This is a genomic window from Chryseobacterium lactis (assembly GCF_003815875.1).
GTDB lineage: Bacteria > Bacteroidota > Bacteroidia > Flavobacteriales > Weeksellaceae > Chryseobacterium > Chryseobacterium lactis.
This window is the reverse complement of sequence record NZ_CP033924.1, coordinates 4,834,674-4,851,907: the sequence shown is the minus strand read 5'-3', so window position 1 is coordinate 4,851,907 and position 17,234 is coordinate 4,834,674. Positions and strand designations below refer to the sequence as shown.

The window sequence follows — 17,234 nt, the reverse complement described above, 5'->3', positions numbered from 1 at the left end:
TTGAAAGGCTTTTTAAGCAAATATATTATTTAAAAATTTCTTTGTCATACAGAAGATTGTCATCCTCATCAAAGCTTATAATCAAAACTTTAAATTGTGTTGCCCTGTCATTATTAAAAAACTTAATTCTTGGTGGCACATAATCACTGTCAAACAAATTCGGGTTCCAGTAAAGAGTTTCTCTGGTATCGTTTTCTATTTTTGACTTATCGTCTAGTACTCCAATAGGGAAGTCTGATGGCTTATCATAACCTTTTATGATAGATAAGTTATTTTTTTTCGTGTCTTTTTCATTAGTTTTAGGTCTCATGTTTCCTTTCATCGTATAGATCAATACAGCATTGCCAATTAACCCGGCTCCTTTTATAATTTTCACCATTGCAATATTGCTGACAGGAACAGAGCTGATCATAGAGACATCAGTTTGTATTTCATCTAAATATAATAGTGCCGGGCTGCCACGCATATAAGGAACATTCTGCCCTGAGCTGTTTCTTTGAAACGATAATCCGGCAGCCCGCCCCTGCAACCAGTCTAATATATTGATTGATGCTGCAGCATGCTGATCTTCATTTACAAAATCAAATATGGTAGAATTCATAGAATTAAACATTCCGGTGGACAGCTGGTTGTTTAATTCTTCTTTTGGGTCTTGTTTCTTTCCGGTTATTTTTACTTCTTCGATTTGGACCTCTGCATTTTCACTTTTTTTGATGTTTTTCTGATTATTGAGCGCTCTGGAAATAGCAAGTGGAGTTTTCTTATTCTCAGTACCTTTTACCAATTTGTATTTTGTATTCGGAACATTGCCTTTAAATGGTGTTGGCTTAATAAGAGGTTCTGCCGTGAAGAATAAATCATTAGTGTCAGATCCTTTATCTTTGTCCGAATTTACAAATATTGAAATACTTAAAGGTTCATTAAAATTGATATTATTTAAATAAAAATAACCACTTTCATCAGTTTTAAATAAATTAACCGCAGGTGCTTCTTCACCTAACTTTAACGCTACCGTTACATTGGTATCTTTCAGCAGTGCATTGTTTTTAACAGGCTTTATTTTATAAGAAAGAAATTGTTGAGATGGGGTGGTAATGGCAGGAACAGATCCGTTTAATACAGCATTCCAGTCAAATCGTTTCCAGTTTTCAGAAATAAGCAGAGCATCCAAAGCCTCAGTATTTGCGTTGGTAGAGAAATATTGTGCCGGAGCATCTATTTTGCCCGTAAAATCTCCTGTCAGCCAAAGAGCACTCAGTATATTTTCCTCTTCCGGATTGCTGCTTCCGTTATCCTCACTTACCAAAACGGTATAGTTTTTAAAAAAGGTCTCCGGAGAAAGATCGATACTGCTGAAAGATCCGGGCGTTTGTTTTATATTTCGGGCAACAATTTGAGCTTTGTTAATCTTTAAATTATTAGGTCTTATAAAGCAAAGTCTGCGGGCAACCAGATTGTCCTGTTCATCAAACACTGCTAATTGTAAAATACCGTTCGCTCCATCACTGATTTTTGAAGGAATAAGACTTGAAACATCATTCGTTAACTGATTGATATTGGCTTTATACGCAAGATAGTTGTTGACGGTTCCTACAATTTTATAATGTTGGAGTTGGTGTTGTAAGTTAACTCCTTTTAAACTGTATTTAATTCCTTCTTTGGAACTGCTGACTTCTAAACTAAGCCCGCTGCTTGCCACTTCCGGTAAATCGATCGTCTGTTTTTTTCCGGTATTATCCTGAATAATGACCTGGTATTTTTTTCCTAAAGTTGGCGTTATTTTAAAAGCTGCCACATTTCTATCAAAAGATGTAAATGTTGTAATAGAAACATTTGGAGTCTGGCTATCGATTACTTTTCCGGTCCAGCTTTCCGGTAGAGTAGTATTGCCTGATAATCTTACTGCAAATTTCGTAGGCATCCCGTTAATGAAAGTGCCGCCTTCAGGAAAAGCTTTAGCAGACCAATCGGTACTTTTGGAAATCTCTAATGTTTCAGCTGAGTTGGGATTGTAAATCGGAAGCGTTTTGACAATCTGAAAATCTTCAATGAAATTGGTCATATATGGCGTATAAGCTCTTATAAAATACACCTGCTCCGGAAGGTTTTCTTTAAGCTTAAAATCCCCGCTTCCTTCCCCGTTTGTAAGAAGGATGGTCTTCCAGTCTATCAGTTTTTTATCAGAATCATACAATTCAACAAACAGAGTGGTAGACAATGCAGAGCGATTATATCCATTAAAGACAAAGCTTTTAAACCAAATCTGGTCACCCGCTGCATACTGTGATTTGTCGGTCAGCAGGTATACTTTTTCCTGGTCGTAATTTTTTTCAAGATTGGTAATGGCCTTTTCCAGTTTAGTTTGTGCTAAAACAGGCTGTGCAATTGAAATAAGTAATAAAAAGAATATGTTTCTCATAGAAATCTTAACACATTTTAATCCAATGCTAAATTACTCATTTAAAGGTTTCGAAAAGATACTTACTCCTTATTTTAAAAATTAATGTTTATTCAATTTCAAAAGCATTTCTTTTGCATTTTGATTGGCTGGTTCTAACTGCAATACTTTTTGATAATCTTTTTTCGATAGCTGATATTCCTTCTTATTAAAATAGGCTTCACCACGACTGTCATATACATTTGCAGAATTGGGGAATTCATTGACATTCAGATTGAAAATTTTAATGGCGGCATCTACATTGCCATCACGCAGAAACTCATAACCAAGTTCATTCAGTTCATTTTCTGAGAAATTATAATCATTGCCGTTGTTCTTTTTAAGTTTTTTATAAAGCTCAATTCCTTTGTCAATGTTTTTTTCGCATTCCTTTCTTATGGTTAAAGCAATTGATTCTTTTTGAGACTCAAGAGGATAATTTTTCCATTGATTCAAGCTTGCAATGCTATTTACAATCTCTCCCAAAAGCTGGCTGTTTCTTCCATTCGTCATTATGACAACACCGTTTCCATCTTCAACACTTCCTATATAATGACAAACGAAGCCTTCATTTCCGCCACTGTGTCTGAAATATTTAGATCCTTTAAAATCAGTCATGAAAACTCCATAATTATTTTCAATTCTTTGTGCAGATAGTTCTTTAGATAAAATTTTATTTGATTTTCCAGCTAAAGATAATTGGGTCTCAATGATATAATTTGCTAAATCTGATGGCGTAGTCCATAAACCGGCTGCTGCTTTTTCGGGATAAATGTGATATTTTCCTTTCACTTCTTTGCCATTCGCATTATATCCTGTCGCAAGAAGATTCATTTTATCGGGTGATGGAGGCTGATTAAACGAACTTTCATTCATCCCTAAAGGTGAAAGAACATTTTTCAACATATAATCCTCATATTTTTCTCCGGTGGTATTTTCAAGAATAAGTTGGGTAATAGTGGTTCCACCGCCAGAATACTGAAATTTGAGACCCGGCTCAAAAACGGAACGTACGGCGGGTGAGTTGGAAGGCTTCAGTCCATCAAGTGTTTGTATTGTAGTTGGTAGATCTTTGCCCTTTTCATACCCACCAAAACCGCCAACTGACAATCCTGCAGTATGGCTCAACAGATTAGCGATTGTGATTTTCTTTCCCTTTGACAGTTCATCATATGGGAATTTCCAGGTGGTTAAATAAGTGTTGATGTCCTTATCTAAAGCTAATTTACCTTCCTGAACCAGCTTTAAAATCCCAAGACTATTGAGCGATTTACTGATTGATGCTGCCTGAAAAAGCGTCTGAATAGTCGTTGGTCTGTTTTCAGAAATATCAGCAAAACCATACGCTTTTACCCATTCTACTTTGTAATCCTTAATGACTGCAATACTTACTGCATTGGCATTGTAAAAACTCATCCTTTCCTTTAAAGTCCATTTTTTGGTTTTTGACTTGTCCCAATAATTCAGGTTGCTCTCAAATAATTTTATTTTATCATTTAGACTTTGGCCAAAAGTATTCAGTGATAAAAAAAGGATGATAAATAAATGTATTTTTCTCATTTTGAAGAAGTGTTTTCCGGTTATTTTATTTTTCTCAGTTTATTATTAAACAATTCAAAATACGGATTTATTACTTCCTGAGGGTAAGTTTTTTAAACAAAAGAGAAAAAATAAAAAATAAACCATATCTTTAAATAAGAGGAAATTGTAGAAGCTCATAGGTTGATGAAAACTTATCCCAATGGCGGCAAGATAGTTGTAGCTAGTTAATAACCAACCCAAAATATAGACTATGAATATACAGTTAAAGCAGGAGCATCAGCTTAAAAATGACTATGCCGGTAGTTTCCTGCAGGATGTTTTGAAGGGCTTGTCTGCTCAGCCCAAAAAACTATCTTCAAAATACTTTTACGACAAAACAGGTGATCATCTTTTCCAGCAGATTATGGCAATGCCTGAATACTATCTCACTCATTGCGAACTCAATATATTTCAAAATAAAACAGAAGAACTTGCAAAAGCAATTTCCAATATCAATGAATCTTTTGACCTGATAGAACTAGGAGCCGGTGATGCCATGAAATCATCTTATCTCCTTAAAAATTTAGTGGAGAAAGGGACCGATTTTACCTATATGCCCATCGATATCTCAGGAAATATCCTTACTGTTTTGCAGAAAAACCTACAGGAAAAGTTACCTGAACTCAAAATTTTGCCTTTAGAAGGTGAATATTTTGATATGCTTGATAAAGCCACCGGTATTTCGAAAAGAAAAAAAGTAGTCCTTTTCTTAGGTGGAAATATTGGAAATATGGAAGTTGAGGAAGCCAGACATTTCTGTAGCGAGGTCAAAAGAAAACTGAATCCGGGAGATTTATTTCTGGTAGGCTTTGATTTGAAGAAAAATCCGAATACCATTCTTGCCGCATACAATGATCCGGCAGGAATTACCGCTTCGTTCAACCTTAATCTTCTCACAAGAATCAATCGGGAACTGAATGCTGACTTCAATGAGAAGCAGTTTCAACACTATCAGACCTATGATCCGGTTTCTGGAGCCTGCAGAAGCTTTCTGGTAAGCCTTTGTGATCAGGATGTTCATGTGGGAAATCAGTTGTTTCATTTCAAAGAAAACGAACTGATCGATATGGAAATTTCTCAGAAATTTTCGGAACAGGATATCAAAAAACTAGCCGGAGATTCAGGTTTTCATATTCTTAGTGAAATTAAAGATGCTAAAAACTGGTTTGTAGATTCTATCTGGATGATATAATTTAAGGTGCTTATATATAATTTTAGACTATTGTCATTCTGACGGAGGAAGAATCTCATTGGTAGTTTAGATTCTTCATTTTACTTCTGAACTACGTTCGCAAACCTTCAGTTTGTATTCAGAATGACAAGTTGAAATAACTAAATAACAACTTAATGTAAAGTTGTAGATAGTAATCTAATTTAAAAATGATTTTTTTATGAAAAAAGATGCATTACTTGTAGAAACAACTCTTCATAAAAACTGGAAACAAAAATACTCGGAAATCCGCAATCATTCCGTTGAAATCTGTCGCCCTTTGGAAATTGAAGATTATGTGGTTCAGCCGATCGTTGATGTGAGTCCGCCGAAATGGCATTTGGGGCACACCACCTGGTTTTTTGAAACATTTATCCTACAACCTAATTTTCCGGATTACGAAGTTTTTGATCCTCAGTATAATTTTGTGTTCAACAGTTATTACGAAACTATCGGAGCCCGTGTTATCCGTACCGACCGGGGAAATCTAAGCCGTCCTTCCGTTTCAGAGGTTTTTAAATACCGTGAGTATGTAGATCAAAAGATGGATGAATTTCTTCAGGGAGGATATCTTACAGAATCGCTGGAATCTCTGTTGGAACTGGGCTTGAACCACGAACAGCAGCACCAGGAATTATTACTGACAGATATTAAATATATTTTGGGACACAACCCGTTATTTCCTGCTTACAAAAAAGAAAAGATTTCAAAAAAAGAAAATGCAGAAAGTTCAGAAATGATACATTTTCCGGAAGGAATTTATGAAATTGGTTTTAATGGGGAAAGTTTCTGTTTTGATAATGAGCTTGGAAGACATAAAGTATATCTGAATGATTTTAAAATCTGCAGTCACCTTGTAACCAATAAAGAATATTTGGAATTTATTGAAGCGGGAGGCTATGAAGATTTCCGGCACTGGCACGCCGAAGGCTGGGATTGGGTAAAGCAAAATAATGCTAAATCTCCGTTATATTGGCATTTTATTGATGAACAATGGATGCATTATACTTTAAATGGTTTACAGGAAATTGCCTTAGATGAACCGGTCTGCCACATCAATTTTTTTGAAGCCTCAGCTTTTGCTTCATGGAAAGGGAAACGTCTTCCAACTGAAGCCGAATGGGAAGTGGCATCAGCACATTTCAATTGGGGAAAACGCTGGGAATGGACTAATTCTGCCTACCTTCCATATCCCGGTTTTACAAAAGAAGCGGGAGCTGTAGGAGAATATAACGGAAAATTTATGGTCAACCAAATGGTTTTGCGTGGTGCTTCTGTGGCAACTCCTCCCGGACACAGCAGAAATACCTACCGAAATTTTTTCCAGACCCATTTACAGTGGCAGTTTACCGGAATCAGACTTGCTCAATAATTTTTGCCTATGATTACAGTTGAATCGGTTTCAAAAAGTTTTAACGGAAAAAAGGCAGTCGATACAGTTTCTTTTCAGGCTAATGATCAGGAAATCCTCGTGCTTTTGGGCACAAGCGGTTGCGGAAAAACAACAACACTGAAAATGATTAACCGCCTGATCGAAGCAGATTCCGGTAATATTTTAATTAACGGCAAAAATATTCAATCACAAAAAGTGGAAGAGGTGCGGATGGGAATCGGTTTTGTCATGCAGCATTCCGGATTGTTTCCGCATTACACTATTCAACAGAATATTGCGGTGATTCCTGATTTGATGAAATGGGACAAAAAAAGGACAGCAGACAGAATTCGTGAATTATTACCTAAGCTTCATCTTTCAGAAGACGTACTTTCGAGGTTTCCCCACGAATTAAGCGGCGGCCAGCAGCAACGGGTGGGCATAGCAAGAGCTTTGATTTCTGATTCACCCATTTTATTGATGGACGAACCGTTTGGAGCGCTGGATAATATCACGAAAGCAAATATTCATGCCGAATTTAAATCATTGGAGGAGCTTAAAACCAAAACCATTGTTCTGGTTACTCACGATGTTCAGGAGGCATTTGACCTCGGTCATAAAATTTGTCTGATGGATAAAGGAAAGATTATTCAGACAGGAACTCCCAAAGAAATGTTGTACTGGCCGAAAAATAATTTTGTTAAAAATTTCTTTACCGAAAACCGGCTTTTGCTGGAATACAAAGTGGCTACACTGAAAGATCTGAATGCGCTGATTGATGAACATCATTTCTACGAAAAGCTTCAGTTTTCAGAGCATACCAGTGTGTGGGATGCTTTGCAGCAGCTAAGTGCAGATGTTTCACTTTCCGAAGATTACGAAAGTCTTGTTAAAGCTTTTAATGAATACCGAAAATTCCAGATTGTATGAGTGAGCAAAGTTTTTGGCAATTTATCATCGAACAGCACGAAAAATTACTCGGACAGGTTGTTCAGCATCTGGGACTTACTTTTTTGTCTTTGTTTCTGGCCATCATTGTAGGCTTACCGTTGGGAATTCTCATTGCCAGGAAAAGAAAATTATCAGGTTCTGTATTGGGAATGGCAGGAATTTTACAGACGATTCCCAGTATCGCATTACTTGGTTTTATGATTCCCGTTTTCGGAATCGGAGCCGCTCCGGCCATCGTAGCATTGCTGATCTATGCGCTTTTACCTATCATCAGAAATACCTACACCGGAATTACAGAAGTAGATCCAATGGTAATCGAAGCCGCACAAGCAATGGGAATGAACAGTAAACAATTGCTTTTTAAAGTTGAACTTCCTTTAGCAATGCCTGTCATTATTGCGGGAATCAGAACGGCAGCGGTGATCAATGTCGGGGTGGCGACATTAGCGTCATTTGTTGCAGCAGGCGGTTTGGGTGAATTTATTTTTGGCGGAATTTCCCTTAATAATACGAATATGATTCTGGCGGGAGCGATTCCGGCTGCGTTACTGGCTATTTTTTTAGACCAAATTATCGCAGTTATACAGAAGTCAGGCTATCAGTTTGTGAAGAAATTAAAATATATCGTTCCGGTTGTATTACTCATCACCGGAGTCATTTATCTTCTGGCTTCTGTTTCTGATCGTAAGCTTAAAGCAGGTTTTACACCCGAATTTATGGGACGGCAGGACGGTGACCTTGGACTTCGCTCAGTGTATGGGCTGGATGTACATCCTATGGTTGTCAGCGATGCTATTATGTACAAGGCAGCATACGAAAAAGACCTGGATCTGATCAGCGGATATTCTACAGACGGAAGAATCAAAGCTTTTGATCTGTATGTTTTGGAGGATGATAAAAAGATTTTCCCACCTTATTTTGCTGCTCCGATTATTAAGACCAAAACTTTGGAAAAGTTTCCCGGATTAGAAGAAACACTAAATCTTTTATCAGGAAAATTTAATGATTCCATAATGACGGATCTGAATTATAAAGCAGATTATCTCAAACAAACTCCTGAGAAAATTGCCAAAGATTTTTTAATACAAACGAATTTATATAAAAATCCACGCAAAGGAAATTCTCAAACCATAAAAATCGGGTCTAAAATTTTTGGTGAACAGTATATTCTTACTGAAATGTACAGGATGCTCATTGAAGGCTACACAGATTATAAAGTACAAACCAAGACCGGATTGGGTGGAACGAAAATCTGCTTTGATGCTTTAACGAATGATGCCATCGATTTTTATCCCGAATATACAGGAACAGGGCTCTTGGTTTTGTTGAAACCTTCTGCCAAAACAATAGAAGATGTTTCTAAAAGCCCGGAAAAAACTTTTGATTACGTGAATCAGGAGTTCCGGAAACAATATGGAATCGAATGGCTAAAACCTCTTGGATTTAATAATGCTTACGCTTTAATGATGCGCAGAAAACAAGCTCAGGAACTTAAAATTAAGAATATTTCAGACCTGAAAAATTATCTGGATTCAAAATAATGATCTACACATGAAATACAATTTCGACGAAATCATAGAAAGAAGAGGAACCGACTCTGTAAAATGGGATTGGGCAAAAGAAGATGTCTTACCGATGTGGGTAGCTGATATGGATTTTAAAACCGCTCCAGAAGTGATTCAGGCCATCTCCGAAAAAGTTTCGCATGGCGTTTTTGGGTATGGTACAATTCCTGAAAATTTCAATCAATCGGTGATGGATTGGTGGGAAACTCATCATAATTTTACCATAGAAAAAGAATGGCTTTTGCCTGCGACAGGAATTCTTCCGTCACTTTCAGCGATTGTTCGTACGTTTGTGAAACCTGATGAAAACATCATTTTGCAAACCCCTGTTTACAATCACTTTTTTACCATTTTAGAGAATTACGGCTGTCATATTGTTTGCAATGATTTAAAATATAAAGATGGAAATTATAGCATCGATTTTGAGGATCTGGAAAAGAAAGCTTCTGATGCGAAAACGAAACTTTTATTGTTGTGCAATCCACATAATCCGGTTGGGAAAGTCTGGACCAGAGCAGATTTAGAAAGAATTGCCGAGATCTGTTCCCGGAATAAAGTGATGGTAGTTTCTGACGAAATTCATTCCGATTTGATTTTTAATGATCGCCGGCATATTCCATTTGTTTCGGTAGCTCAACATTACGAACTTGAATCGGTGACTTGTGGGTCTCCATGTAAGACTTTTAATTTTTCAGGTTTGCCAATATCATATCTTATTTCCTGGGATAAAAATATTCTGGAACAGACACGTAAGACTTTAGAACTTCAGGAAAACAGTTATCCTAATCCCATTGCTATGGAAGCCTTGATTGCAGCCTACACAAAAGGACACGAATGGATGAATGAACTTAAAGAATATCTGTATCAGAATTTTATATTTCTGAAAAATTTTTGCAATGAACATTTGCCGGAAATTAAAGTAATCCCATTGGAAGCCACTTACCTGGTTTGGCTGGATTGCAGTGCATTAGGTAAAACTTCTGATGAATTATCGAAAATCCTTCTGACGGAGGGGAAAGTCTGGCTTAATTCGGGAATGATGTATGGTGAAAACGGGGAGGGTTTTCTCAGAATCAATATCGGATGCCCAAGGGAGCTTCTGACGGAAGGGCTGGAACGATTGAAAAAAGCTTTGAAGCAATAAAATGATAATGCTTCCCTTTTTATTTGTTGTTTCTGTATGAAGCAGCTTTTCAACTTAAAATATTCTTTTAATAACAGATTAAAAAGCATACAGGAAATATTCTGATTGTTTTTTTAATCTTAACAACCGCTGGAATTTCAAAGGCAATGCTAAGGAATTCTTCAAATGGAATGTGATTTCGTCAGCCGGATCAGCAACATCAGAGTTTCTGTTAGGATGATTTTAGAAAAAAACATAATTAATTAGCAAAGAATCTGACAAATACACATAGATTTGAGCAATAGACTCATCCATGAAAAATGTACATTTCGAAAATTGTTATAAGTGTCATTTTTAAACTCGAAAATATATGAAATCAAAAATTCTAACACTTTTATTATTATGCCTTTTTATGACAGGATATGGGCAGACTAAAAAAAAATCTAAAGACGGGGCTGATCCAAAATTTGATAGTTTAAAAATCTCTGCAGAAAAATTAATGAGATTGAAAAAGCTCAAAGGTCTTAGTGTGGCTGTTTTTGAAAATTACAAAGTAATCTGGACCAACCAATGGGGAGTGAAGGAGGCTGGTTCTCCGGAAAAAATTGATGTAAATACGGCATTTTCTACAGCCTCAATATCCAAACCGATTACTGCTATTGTATGTGCAATTTTGGAAGAAAAGGGGCTGATTAACTTAGATGAGCCTATTTCGAAATATATTAAAAGATGGGAGTTACCAAAAAGTGATTTTACAAAAGACACTGAAGTAACCTGGAAACATCTTTTATCTCACACTTCCGGAACGTCTCAGGGCGGATTTGAAGATTATTATCAGGGTGATTCCATACCGAATATTGTACAGAGTTTAAATGGTATATTATTACCAAGAACCAAAGAACCGATTAAATTTTTGTTTAAACCGGGTACCAACTGGGAATACAGTGGTGGCGGGTATGTTATTGTACAGCTTGCCCTTGAGGATCATTTACAAAAGCCGATGTCAGCCATTGTGAAAGAGTACCTGCTTGATCCCTTGCGGCTTAAGAATTCAACGATGATTCAACCTAATGAAAAGGGGTTTCTTACCAATATTGCCAAAGTGCACAATGATAACGGAGAGATTATAAGAACTGGAATACCAATCACACCACAGGTTGCTCCTTCAGGTCTATGGTCAACTCCTTCCGATTTGGCTGTTATCGCTATAGAAATGCAAAAAGCATTATTGGGAAAAGGGAATAAGGTTATTTCTTCTCATGTTGCCAGAAAAGTTACGGATATCGTAACGCTTATGGGTCCAAGAGGTTGGGGGTACGGCTGGCAGCGCGGTGTAGGCTGGGGAAATCAGGAATGGTTTTTTCATGATGGGTCAAATACAGGAGTGGGTGGTGATGTTCTGGCGAATATGAAGAACGGCAGTGGGATTGTCATTTTAGCGAATGGGGACAAGCCAAACAGGTTTCCATTGATGAGCCACGTTAAAAACAAAGTTTTCAACATACTTCATTGGAACATTCCAAAAGATACAAAGCGGGTAAAAAAAGTACCTGAAAATTTGGCTAAAGTAGTCATTGGGGTATATAACGAATTTCTTCTGGGGTATACCCGAATAGGGATGAATACAATATTTCAGGAAAATAATGAGCTGTATATCAATTCACCGGTTCTAAAGCAGGATATAGGAATTGGAAAAAACAAAATGTATTACCTTGGTAACAATACGTTTATGATTGATAACTATCCGAATCTTGTCCAATTTGATCTCAATAAAAACAATGAACTGGTAGGAATGACGATTTTTAAAGAAAAGGAAAACGTAAAAGAACTAATCATTCCTATTGAGAAACTTAAGACTGTAGACACGAAATTATATGATGCCTTTATTAATAATGATTCGGCAAAAGCCTTACTTCTATATCAGCAACTAAAAATGGAGTACCCAACCATTAACTTTGAAAATGCACTGAATAGTTTAGGATATCAATTGTATGCCGAGAACCGAAGCACAGATGCTTTTCATGTTTTTGATTTCAATGTAAAGGAGTTTCCAAAGTCGTCTAACGTATATGACAGCAGGGCTGAGTATTATTTTAATAATAAACAATATGTACTTGCAAAGAAAGATTATGAAAAATGTTTAGAATTAAATCCTGAAAGTGGAAATGCCAAAGAAATGCTTCTCAGAATCAATAATCTTCTACAACAGTAGGCGTAGTAGTTATCTGAAAAAAGAGATTCTTCACAAATAGATTTACAATTTGATAATGGTATGATGCGTTGGTAAGGTGTTTCAAATATGCGGTGTAGTGTGCTTATAATAGCATTTAGTCTGGAATGCTTTCTACCATTGATATATTTAAAATAGGATAATGTAAAATTTTATTCAAAAATCATCATTATGTCAAATAATTTATTAATTTTGTCAAAAACTATAACCTGAAATGAGAAAAAAAAAGATTTCCTATATATCTTTTTTAATTATCCTAATGGCTGCTATTTCATTCACTATGACAAGCTGTTCCGGAAGGGATGAAGATGTTAACACAAAAGCTGATGATCCTGTCTATAAAGTTGAAATTAAATACACAGGTGATCTCCAAAACTGGGAAGAGAAATTATCAGTCTCCACATCATTTAAAGACAACGTAACTCCAACGATAACCGGCGTAAGTATAGATTCATCTCAAAAGATATCTGATACCGGCTATATTTTTACATTACCCGTAAGTTCACCTTCTAATAAAACATTTAAAACCAGTTCAAATGTTATCGGAATTTCAATAAACGGTAATATTACAAAGAAGAATTCGAATGCCGGTCAACTGACTGCCACAGTAAAAGTTTACAAAAATAATGCTGTGAAATTCGAATCACCATTTGTTTTTGATTCTACAAATACATATCCATATTACAATATAAATGTTGATTAATATCTAGTAGTAACAAGGATATTTGGAATTTTAGAATTAAAACACACCTAACCCGCCATTTCTTAAAATTTTAATTGTTTTTTATAATCATATCCTATACATGGTGTAGGACACAAAATCTGTGTGACCATTTTTGGGCTGGTCTTCCAATATGTATGCGATTTATAAAATGCAACATTTATAAATTGAATCGTTGTTGCAAAAAATTTTAAAATTTAACCATGAATACAAAAAAACTAACAAGATTAATCGTTTTAATGATTATGATAGGGTCAACTTATATGATCGCGACATCGGGGCGTTCTAAAAACCCTTTACCTCCTAAACCAACAACTCCACAGCCGGCAATTCCCGATAAAACATTAGTTGTTTCCCTACAATCGGTGAGCGCTTTACCAAAGCCTTCTTTTAGAAATCTTCCTTGTCCGTCATATCCTTATATTGGATCGGGTAATGGTAATGGGCCTGCACAAACAATTTATGATCAGAACAAGTATTATTGTCTTATTACGGTGAGAAATGTCAATGATAATACCTGGGGAGTGAATGGAGTAAAAACCAAAGTATGGGATGTAGCTAATCCTTCTAAAACTACAATTGAAGTTCAGGTTCCCGGAGGACATAATTACAAAGTAACAATTGATTACTACGAAGTTAGAAACGGTTTTTGGACCGATAATGTTTATGCAAGAGGAAAATGGACAACAGAGCAAAATTTTAATGCAGGCTATGTTGGGCAATGGAATTTTAATCAATGGGCATTTATGTCAAGACAATAATAAATAAAATACTTATGAAAAAAATATTCGCATCACTCTTTTTTGCAGCATTATTAACAATGTCTTGCTCTAATGAAAGCACAAACATTACCAAAGCAGATGAAAAATTAGCTACTTACCAGGATGTAATATCAAAAATCTATAATTCAGAAGCTAAAAACCACATACTTATTGAAAACCTGGGAGGTCTTTATAGTAAAAACAGGATGTTTAGTATATCCTCACGCTCAAAGGGTGCAGAACCACTAGGTATTACTTTTGGGGGTAGAGAATATAGCTCACAGGTTAACTATTCAGAATTTGGGAACTCCTGGATCAGCAATGTTGATAATTCTAGTTTATTTGGAAAGAAAATTAGTATCAGTCAAAAAAACGGTAAATTAATTTTTGCACAAGAAACAAACTCCACTACTGCTAAAGGTGAGCAGGAAGGTGCATCAGGTATCCACGTTTATATACCTGAATTAGTGCAAGTTGGTGTTTCCGGTCTTGTGAACGGAAAACTGGTTCCCGGTACCGTTATTACATGGAATAAGGATCCTAAGAATGAAAACGGGATGATATTGGGCGTTGAATATAACCCTTATGAACAAGAAGATTTAGTGATAAGAGAATCAAAACCAAACAATGAAGTCGTTTATGATAAGGTGGAAGATAACGGAAGCTATACGGTAACAAAAGAAGATCTTGAGAAGTTTCCTAAGGGAGCCTTTCTATCTTTTTATATTGGCAGAATGGCATATACAATAGATTCATCAGGCTCTGTTGTGAATGAGACATCAGTGGGAGCATTAACTGCGGTACGCGCTGATTACCAAATCAATTACTAAGTTAAAAATTTATAATAAAAAGAAGGTTGTCATTCTAAATGGCAACCTTTAAATTATTGATTATGCTTAAATATTACTTATTTATTTTCCTTTTTATTCTACCTCTTCCCACCTCATTAGCACAGGCGCCCAGAACTTCAGACGGTAAAGAATTAATTTATAATGTGAGTATAGGCTCTATAATCGGAGTCGTTGGGGCAATTATTAACAAGAACAAAAATGAGAAATTAGGAAAGGTCGTACTAAAAGGCTTTTGCCAGGGTGCGCTAGGTGGCTATTTAACTTTTGAAAGTAAGAGGCTGGTAAGACTTTCAGAAGAAGAAAATGACTGGAAATTAATATGGGCTGCCAAATTGGTCAATGCAGCAGGAACTTCCATCAAAGAAAATGCAGCTTTAAACAATAATTTCTGGGAATACTGGCATCTTAATTTTGGATTTAGCAGAATTGAACTGATTGCCAAAGAAAAATTAGAAGTAAAATATAAACTAATGCCGGTAGCATTTATTTATACGCTCGGTGTCGCTTTACAATCTAAATCAAAATTTGAATTAAAAAGGACTCTGCAAAACGGACAAGTTATCTTCTCAAACAGCAGTGATCTTTTTGAGAAATACAACACGCTTGCAGCGACCTATCCGGGAGTGATTGTATATAAATCTTCGGAGCATGATAATGTACAGCTCATCCCGCATGAGGTGATTCATATATTTCAGGCAAATGATTTCTCAGTTACAGAAAGCTTTTTACGTAAACCACTGGCAAATATGAATGCAAAAAGTAAAACATTAAACAAAATAAACAGTTTCATTCATTATGATTTCAGATATGTACCATTTATTTTATTAAATAATTTGGAATTCAAAAATTCAACATACTATTACCAGAACTTTTTTGAACGGGAAGCTGGGTATTTCTCTGATACCTTTGATCAAAATCTGCTGAAATGATCCTTAGATACCTGAAATTACTGACTTTATTTGCTTGCATGGCATTTATATCCTGGAATTATATTGGAATAATTTTCATCGCTAACTTAGTTGTCCTATATACATTTTTAAACGATATCCAGCACAGGAGCTTCGGATATCGATTTGTATATATCTTCCCTGTGTTTCTGGCGTTAAACGTTTTTGCAACATTTTGGCTTTTCACAGTGGATGCTACTAATTCTATAATAACATATTTGGCGAACTCTACAGTAATGACACTTTTCTTTGTCCTTATTTCTTACTTGAAAACAAATAAAATAAGCAATAAAGTTACCTTGATAATTTTCTGGCCGATCAGTGAATGGATATTAACAAAATGGGATATTGCATGGCCTTGGTTGACTTTTGGAAATGTGTTGGCAAATCAATGGTTTTTAGTTCAGTGGTACTCTTTTACCGGGGTGTACAGCGGAACTGCCTGGTTACTGTGTATTGCGTTAATCATTTACATAGTAATCACCTCTGAAAATAGAAAGAAATATTATGCATTATTATTCCTGTTATTTTTGATTCCCATCCTTTCATTGTTTACCTATCTGAAACCAAATGATAAAATTTATAAAACAGAAAATATGGTGTGCTTTGTCCCTTCAAAGCAAGATATGAGTTTATCTAATTATGATAAAACTAAATTAATCTTACGATATCTTGAAGTAAAAAAGGCAGCTAAAGGACTCACGCTTATAACACCCGAGTTATTTTATTCTACAAGTTCCAAAGATCTCAAGTATAGCGAAGCTTCCTATCTTTTAAATAATTTCCTTACACTTAATAACTATAAAATTGTATTGGGTTCGGAAATTTTAAATGACAGCATTAACAAGTTTAACGGTATAACTTATGTTGACAAAGAGAAATCCTTATTTCGTACCAAAAAGAAATATGTACCGGTCACTGAATATACTTCACCATTTTTAACCCCTTTTTTTGGAAAATCCAATTATCTTAAAAATAATGTAGATGATGAATCACAAATAAGTAGAAGCCTACATTCATTTCCTTTTGTTTGTTATGAAATTTTATTTTCTGATTTTGTGGCAAAAAAATCTCTTAACTCTAACAAATTATTACTGTTAACAAGCGAAGAATTTATGAACAATTCTTTCTATGGAAGAAAGCAATATTTAGATATCGTGAGATTAAGAGCCATAGAAAACCATAGATATTTGTTAAAATGTTCATACGAAGGTAAATCCGTACTAATAGCACCAAATGGAGATATTGTAAAAATCCTGAGCGGAAATTATCAAAGTGTACATCTACCCCTACAAACAAAAAATACAATCTATCAATCGGTAATGTCGTTTTTATCATATTAACTCTGACGATAAAAATCACAACTAATAGTATGTAATTGATTGATTATTAGTTGTTAAAAACACACCAATTCAGAAAACTGGTGTGTTTTGTTCTTTGTGGACTCGGAAAGATATCTTCAAATACTTTTTATAAGATCACGTT

Annotated in this window: 13 protein-coding genes; 11 read left to right on the top strand and 2 right to left on the bottom strand. The window is 35.5% G+C overall.

Annotated features, from left to right (window positions below; translation table 11 throughout):
- Positions 1–25: 25 nt before the first annotated feature.
- Positions 26–2,419 (bottom strand): hypothetical protein, encoded by a 2,394-nt coding sequence (locus tag EG342_RS21680; protein WP_103289846.1) that lies wholly within the window; start codon positions 2,417–2,419, stop codon positions 26–28.
- Positions 2,420–2,500: 81 nt separating this feature from the next.
- Positions 2,501–3,997, bottom strand: coding sequence for a serine hydrolase (locus tag EG342_RS21675; protein ID WP_103289843.1), 1,497 nt, complete (start codon positions 3,995–3,997; stop codon positions 2,501–2,503).
- Between the two features lie 232 nt (positions 3,998–4,229).
- Here EG342_RS21675 and egtD point away from each other — a divergent pair, with 232 nt between their 5' ends.
- From egtD to EG342_RS21620, 11 genes are all read left to right on the top strand, one after another.
- Entirely contained in the window at positions 4,230–5,210 is a 981-nt protein-coding gene (egtD, locus tag EG342_RS21670) for an L-histidine N(alpha)-methyltransferase (RefSeq protein ID WP_103289841.1), read from the top strand.
- Positions 5,211–5,409: 199 nt separating this feature from the next.
- Positions 5,410–6,600 (top strand): ergothioneine biosynthesis protein EgtB, encoded by a 1,191-nt coding sequence (gene egtB / locus EG342_RS21665; RefSeq protein WP_103289838.1) that lies wholly within the window; start codon positions 5,410–5,412, stop codon positions 6,598–6,600.
- Between the two features lie 9 nt (positions 6,601–6,609).
- The gene (locus tag EG342_RS21660) at positions 6,610–7,530 is read left to right on the top strand and encodes an ABC transporter ATP-binding protein (protein ID WP_103289836.1); all 921 of its coding nucleotides are present in this window, start codon (positions 6,610–6,612) and stop codon (positions 7,528–7,530) included.
- Entirely contained in the window at positions 7,527–9,092 is a 1,566-nt protein-coding gene (locus tag EG342_RS21655; RefSeq protein WP_103289833.1) for an ABC transporter permease/substrate-binding protein, read from the top strand. The genes EG342_RS21660 and EG342_RS21655 overlap by 4 nt, the downstream gene beginning before the upstream one ends.
- Positions 9,093–9,102: 10 nt before the next feature.
- Positions 9,103–10,260 carry a MalY/PatB family protein gene (locus EG342_RS21650; protein WP_103289830.1) on the top strand — a complete coding sequence of 386 codons (1,158 nt, stop codon included), beginning with the start codon at positions 9,103–9,105 and terminating at the stop codon, positions 10,258–10,260.
- 349 nt (positions 10,261–10,609) lie between these two features.
- Positions 10,610–12,451, top strand: a complete 1,842-nt coding sequence (locus EG342_RS21645) for a serine hydrolase (protein ID WP_103289828.1) — start codon at positions 10,610–10,612, stop codon at positions 12,449–12,451.
- 232 nt (positions 12,452–12,683) lie between these two features.
- Positions 12,684–13,172 carry a hypothetical protein gene (locus EG342_RS21640; RefSeq protein WP_103289827.1) on the top strand — a complete coding sequence of 163 codons (489 nt, stop codon included), beginning with the start codon at positions 12,684–12,686 and terminating at the stop codon, positions 13,170–13,172.
- 221 nt (positions 13,173–13,393) lie between these two features.
- Positions 13,394–13,951, top strand: a complete 558-nt coding sequence (locus EG342_RS21635; RefSeq protein ID WP_123868151.1) for a hypothetical protein — start codon at positions 13,394–13,396, stop codon at positions 13,949–13,951.
- 14 nt (positions 13,952–13,965) lie between these two features.
- On the top strand, positions 13,966–14,781 hold the full coding sequence (locus tag EG342_RS21630; RefSeq protein ID WP_123868150.1) for a hypothetical protein: 816 nt from the start codon (positions 13,966–13,968) through the stop codon (positions 14,779–14,781).
- A gap of 62 nt (positions 14,782–14,843) precedes the next feature.
- Positions 14,844–15,731 (top strand): hypothetical protein, encoded by an 888-nt coding sequence (locus EG342_RS21625; RefSeq protein WP_123868149.1) that lies wholly within the window; start codon positions 14,844–14,846, stop codon positions 15,729–15,731.
- The gene (locus EG342_RS21620; protein WP_103289816.1) at positions 15,728–17,092 is read left to right on the top strand and encodes a hypothetical protein; all 1,365 of its coding nucleotides are present in this window, start codon (positions 15,728–15,730) and stop codon (positions 17,090–17,092) included. The genes EG342_RS21625 and EG342_RS21620 overlap by 4 nt, the downstream gene beginning before the upstream one ends.
- Positions 17,093–17,234: the final 142 nt, after the last annotated feature.

What these genes read in the sequence shown, in the direction of transcription:
- EG342_RS21680 (WP_103289846.1), bottom strand. Translation starts at nt 2,419, where the DNA reads ATGAGAAACATATTCTTTTTATTACTTATTTCAATTGCACAGCCTGTT.
- EG342_RS21675 (WP_103289843.1), bottom strand. Translation starts at nt 3,997, where the DNA reads ATGAGAAAAATACATTTATTTATCATCCTTTTTTTATCACTGAATACT.
- egtD (WP_103289841.1), top strand. Translation starts at nt 4,230, where the DNA reads ATGAATATACAGTTAAAGCAGGAGCATCAGCTTAAAAATGACTATGCC.
- egtB (WP_103289838.1), top strand. Translation starts at nt 5,410, where the DNA reads ATGAAAAAAGATGCATTACTTGTAGAAACAACTCTTCATAAAAACTGG.
- EG342_RS21660 (WP_103289836.1), top strand. Translation starts at nt 6,610, where the DNA reads ATGATTACAGTTGAATCGGTTTCAAAAAGTTTTAACGGAAAAAAGGCA.
- EG342_RS21655 (WP_103289833.1), top strand. Translation starts at nt 7,527, where the DNA reads ATGAGTGAGCAAAGTTTTTGGCAATTTATCATCGAACAGCACGAAAAA.
- EG342_RS21650 (WP_103289830.1), top strand. Translation starts at nt 9,103, where the DNA reads ATGAAATACAATTTCGACGAAATCATAGAAAGAAGAGGAACCGACTCT.
- EG342_RS21645 (WP_103289828.1), top strand. Translation starts at nt 10,610, where the DNA reads ATGAAATCAAAAATTCTAACACTTTTATTATTATGCCTTTTTATGACA.
- EG342_RS21640 (WP_103289827.1), top strand. Translation starts at nt 12,684, where the DNA reads ATGAGAAAAAAAAAGATTTCCTATATATCTTTTTTAATTATCCTAATG.
- EG342_RS21635 (WP_123868151.1), top strand. Translation starts at nt 13,394, where the DNA reads ATGAATACAAAAAAACTAACAAGATTAATCGTTTTAATGATTATGATA.
- EG342_RS21630 (WP_123868150.1), top strand. Translation starts at nt 13,966, where the DNA reads ATGAAAAAAATATTCGCATCACTCTTTTTTGCAGCATTATTAACAATG.
- EG342_RS21625 (WP_123868149.1), top strand. Translation starts at nt 14,844, where the DNA reads ATGCTTAAATATTACTTATTTATTTTCCTTTTTATTCTACCTCTTCCC.
- EG342_RS21620 (WP_103289816.1), top strand. Translation starts at nt 15,728, where the DNA reads ATGATCCTTAGATACCTGAAATTACTGACTTTATTTGCTTGCATGGCA.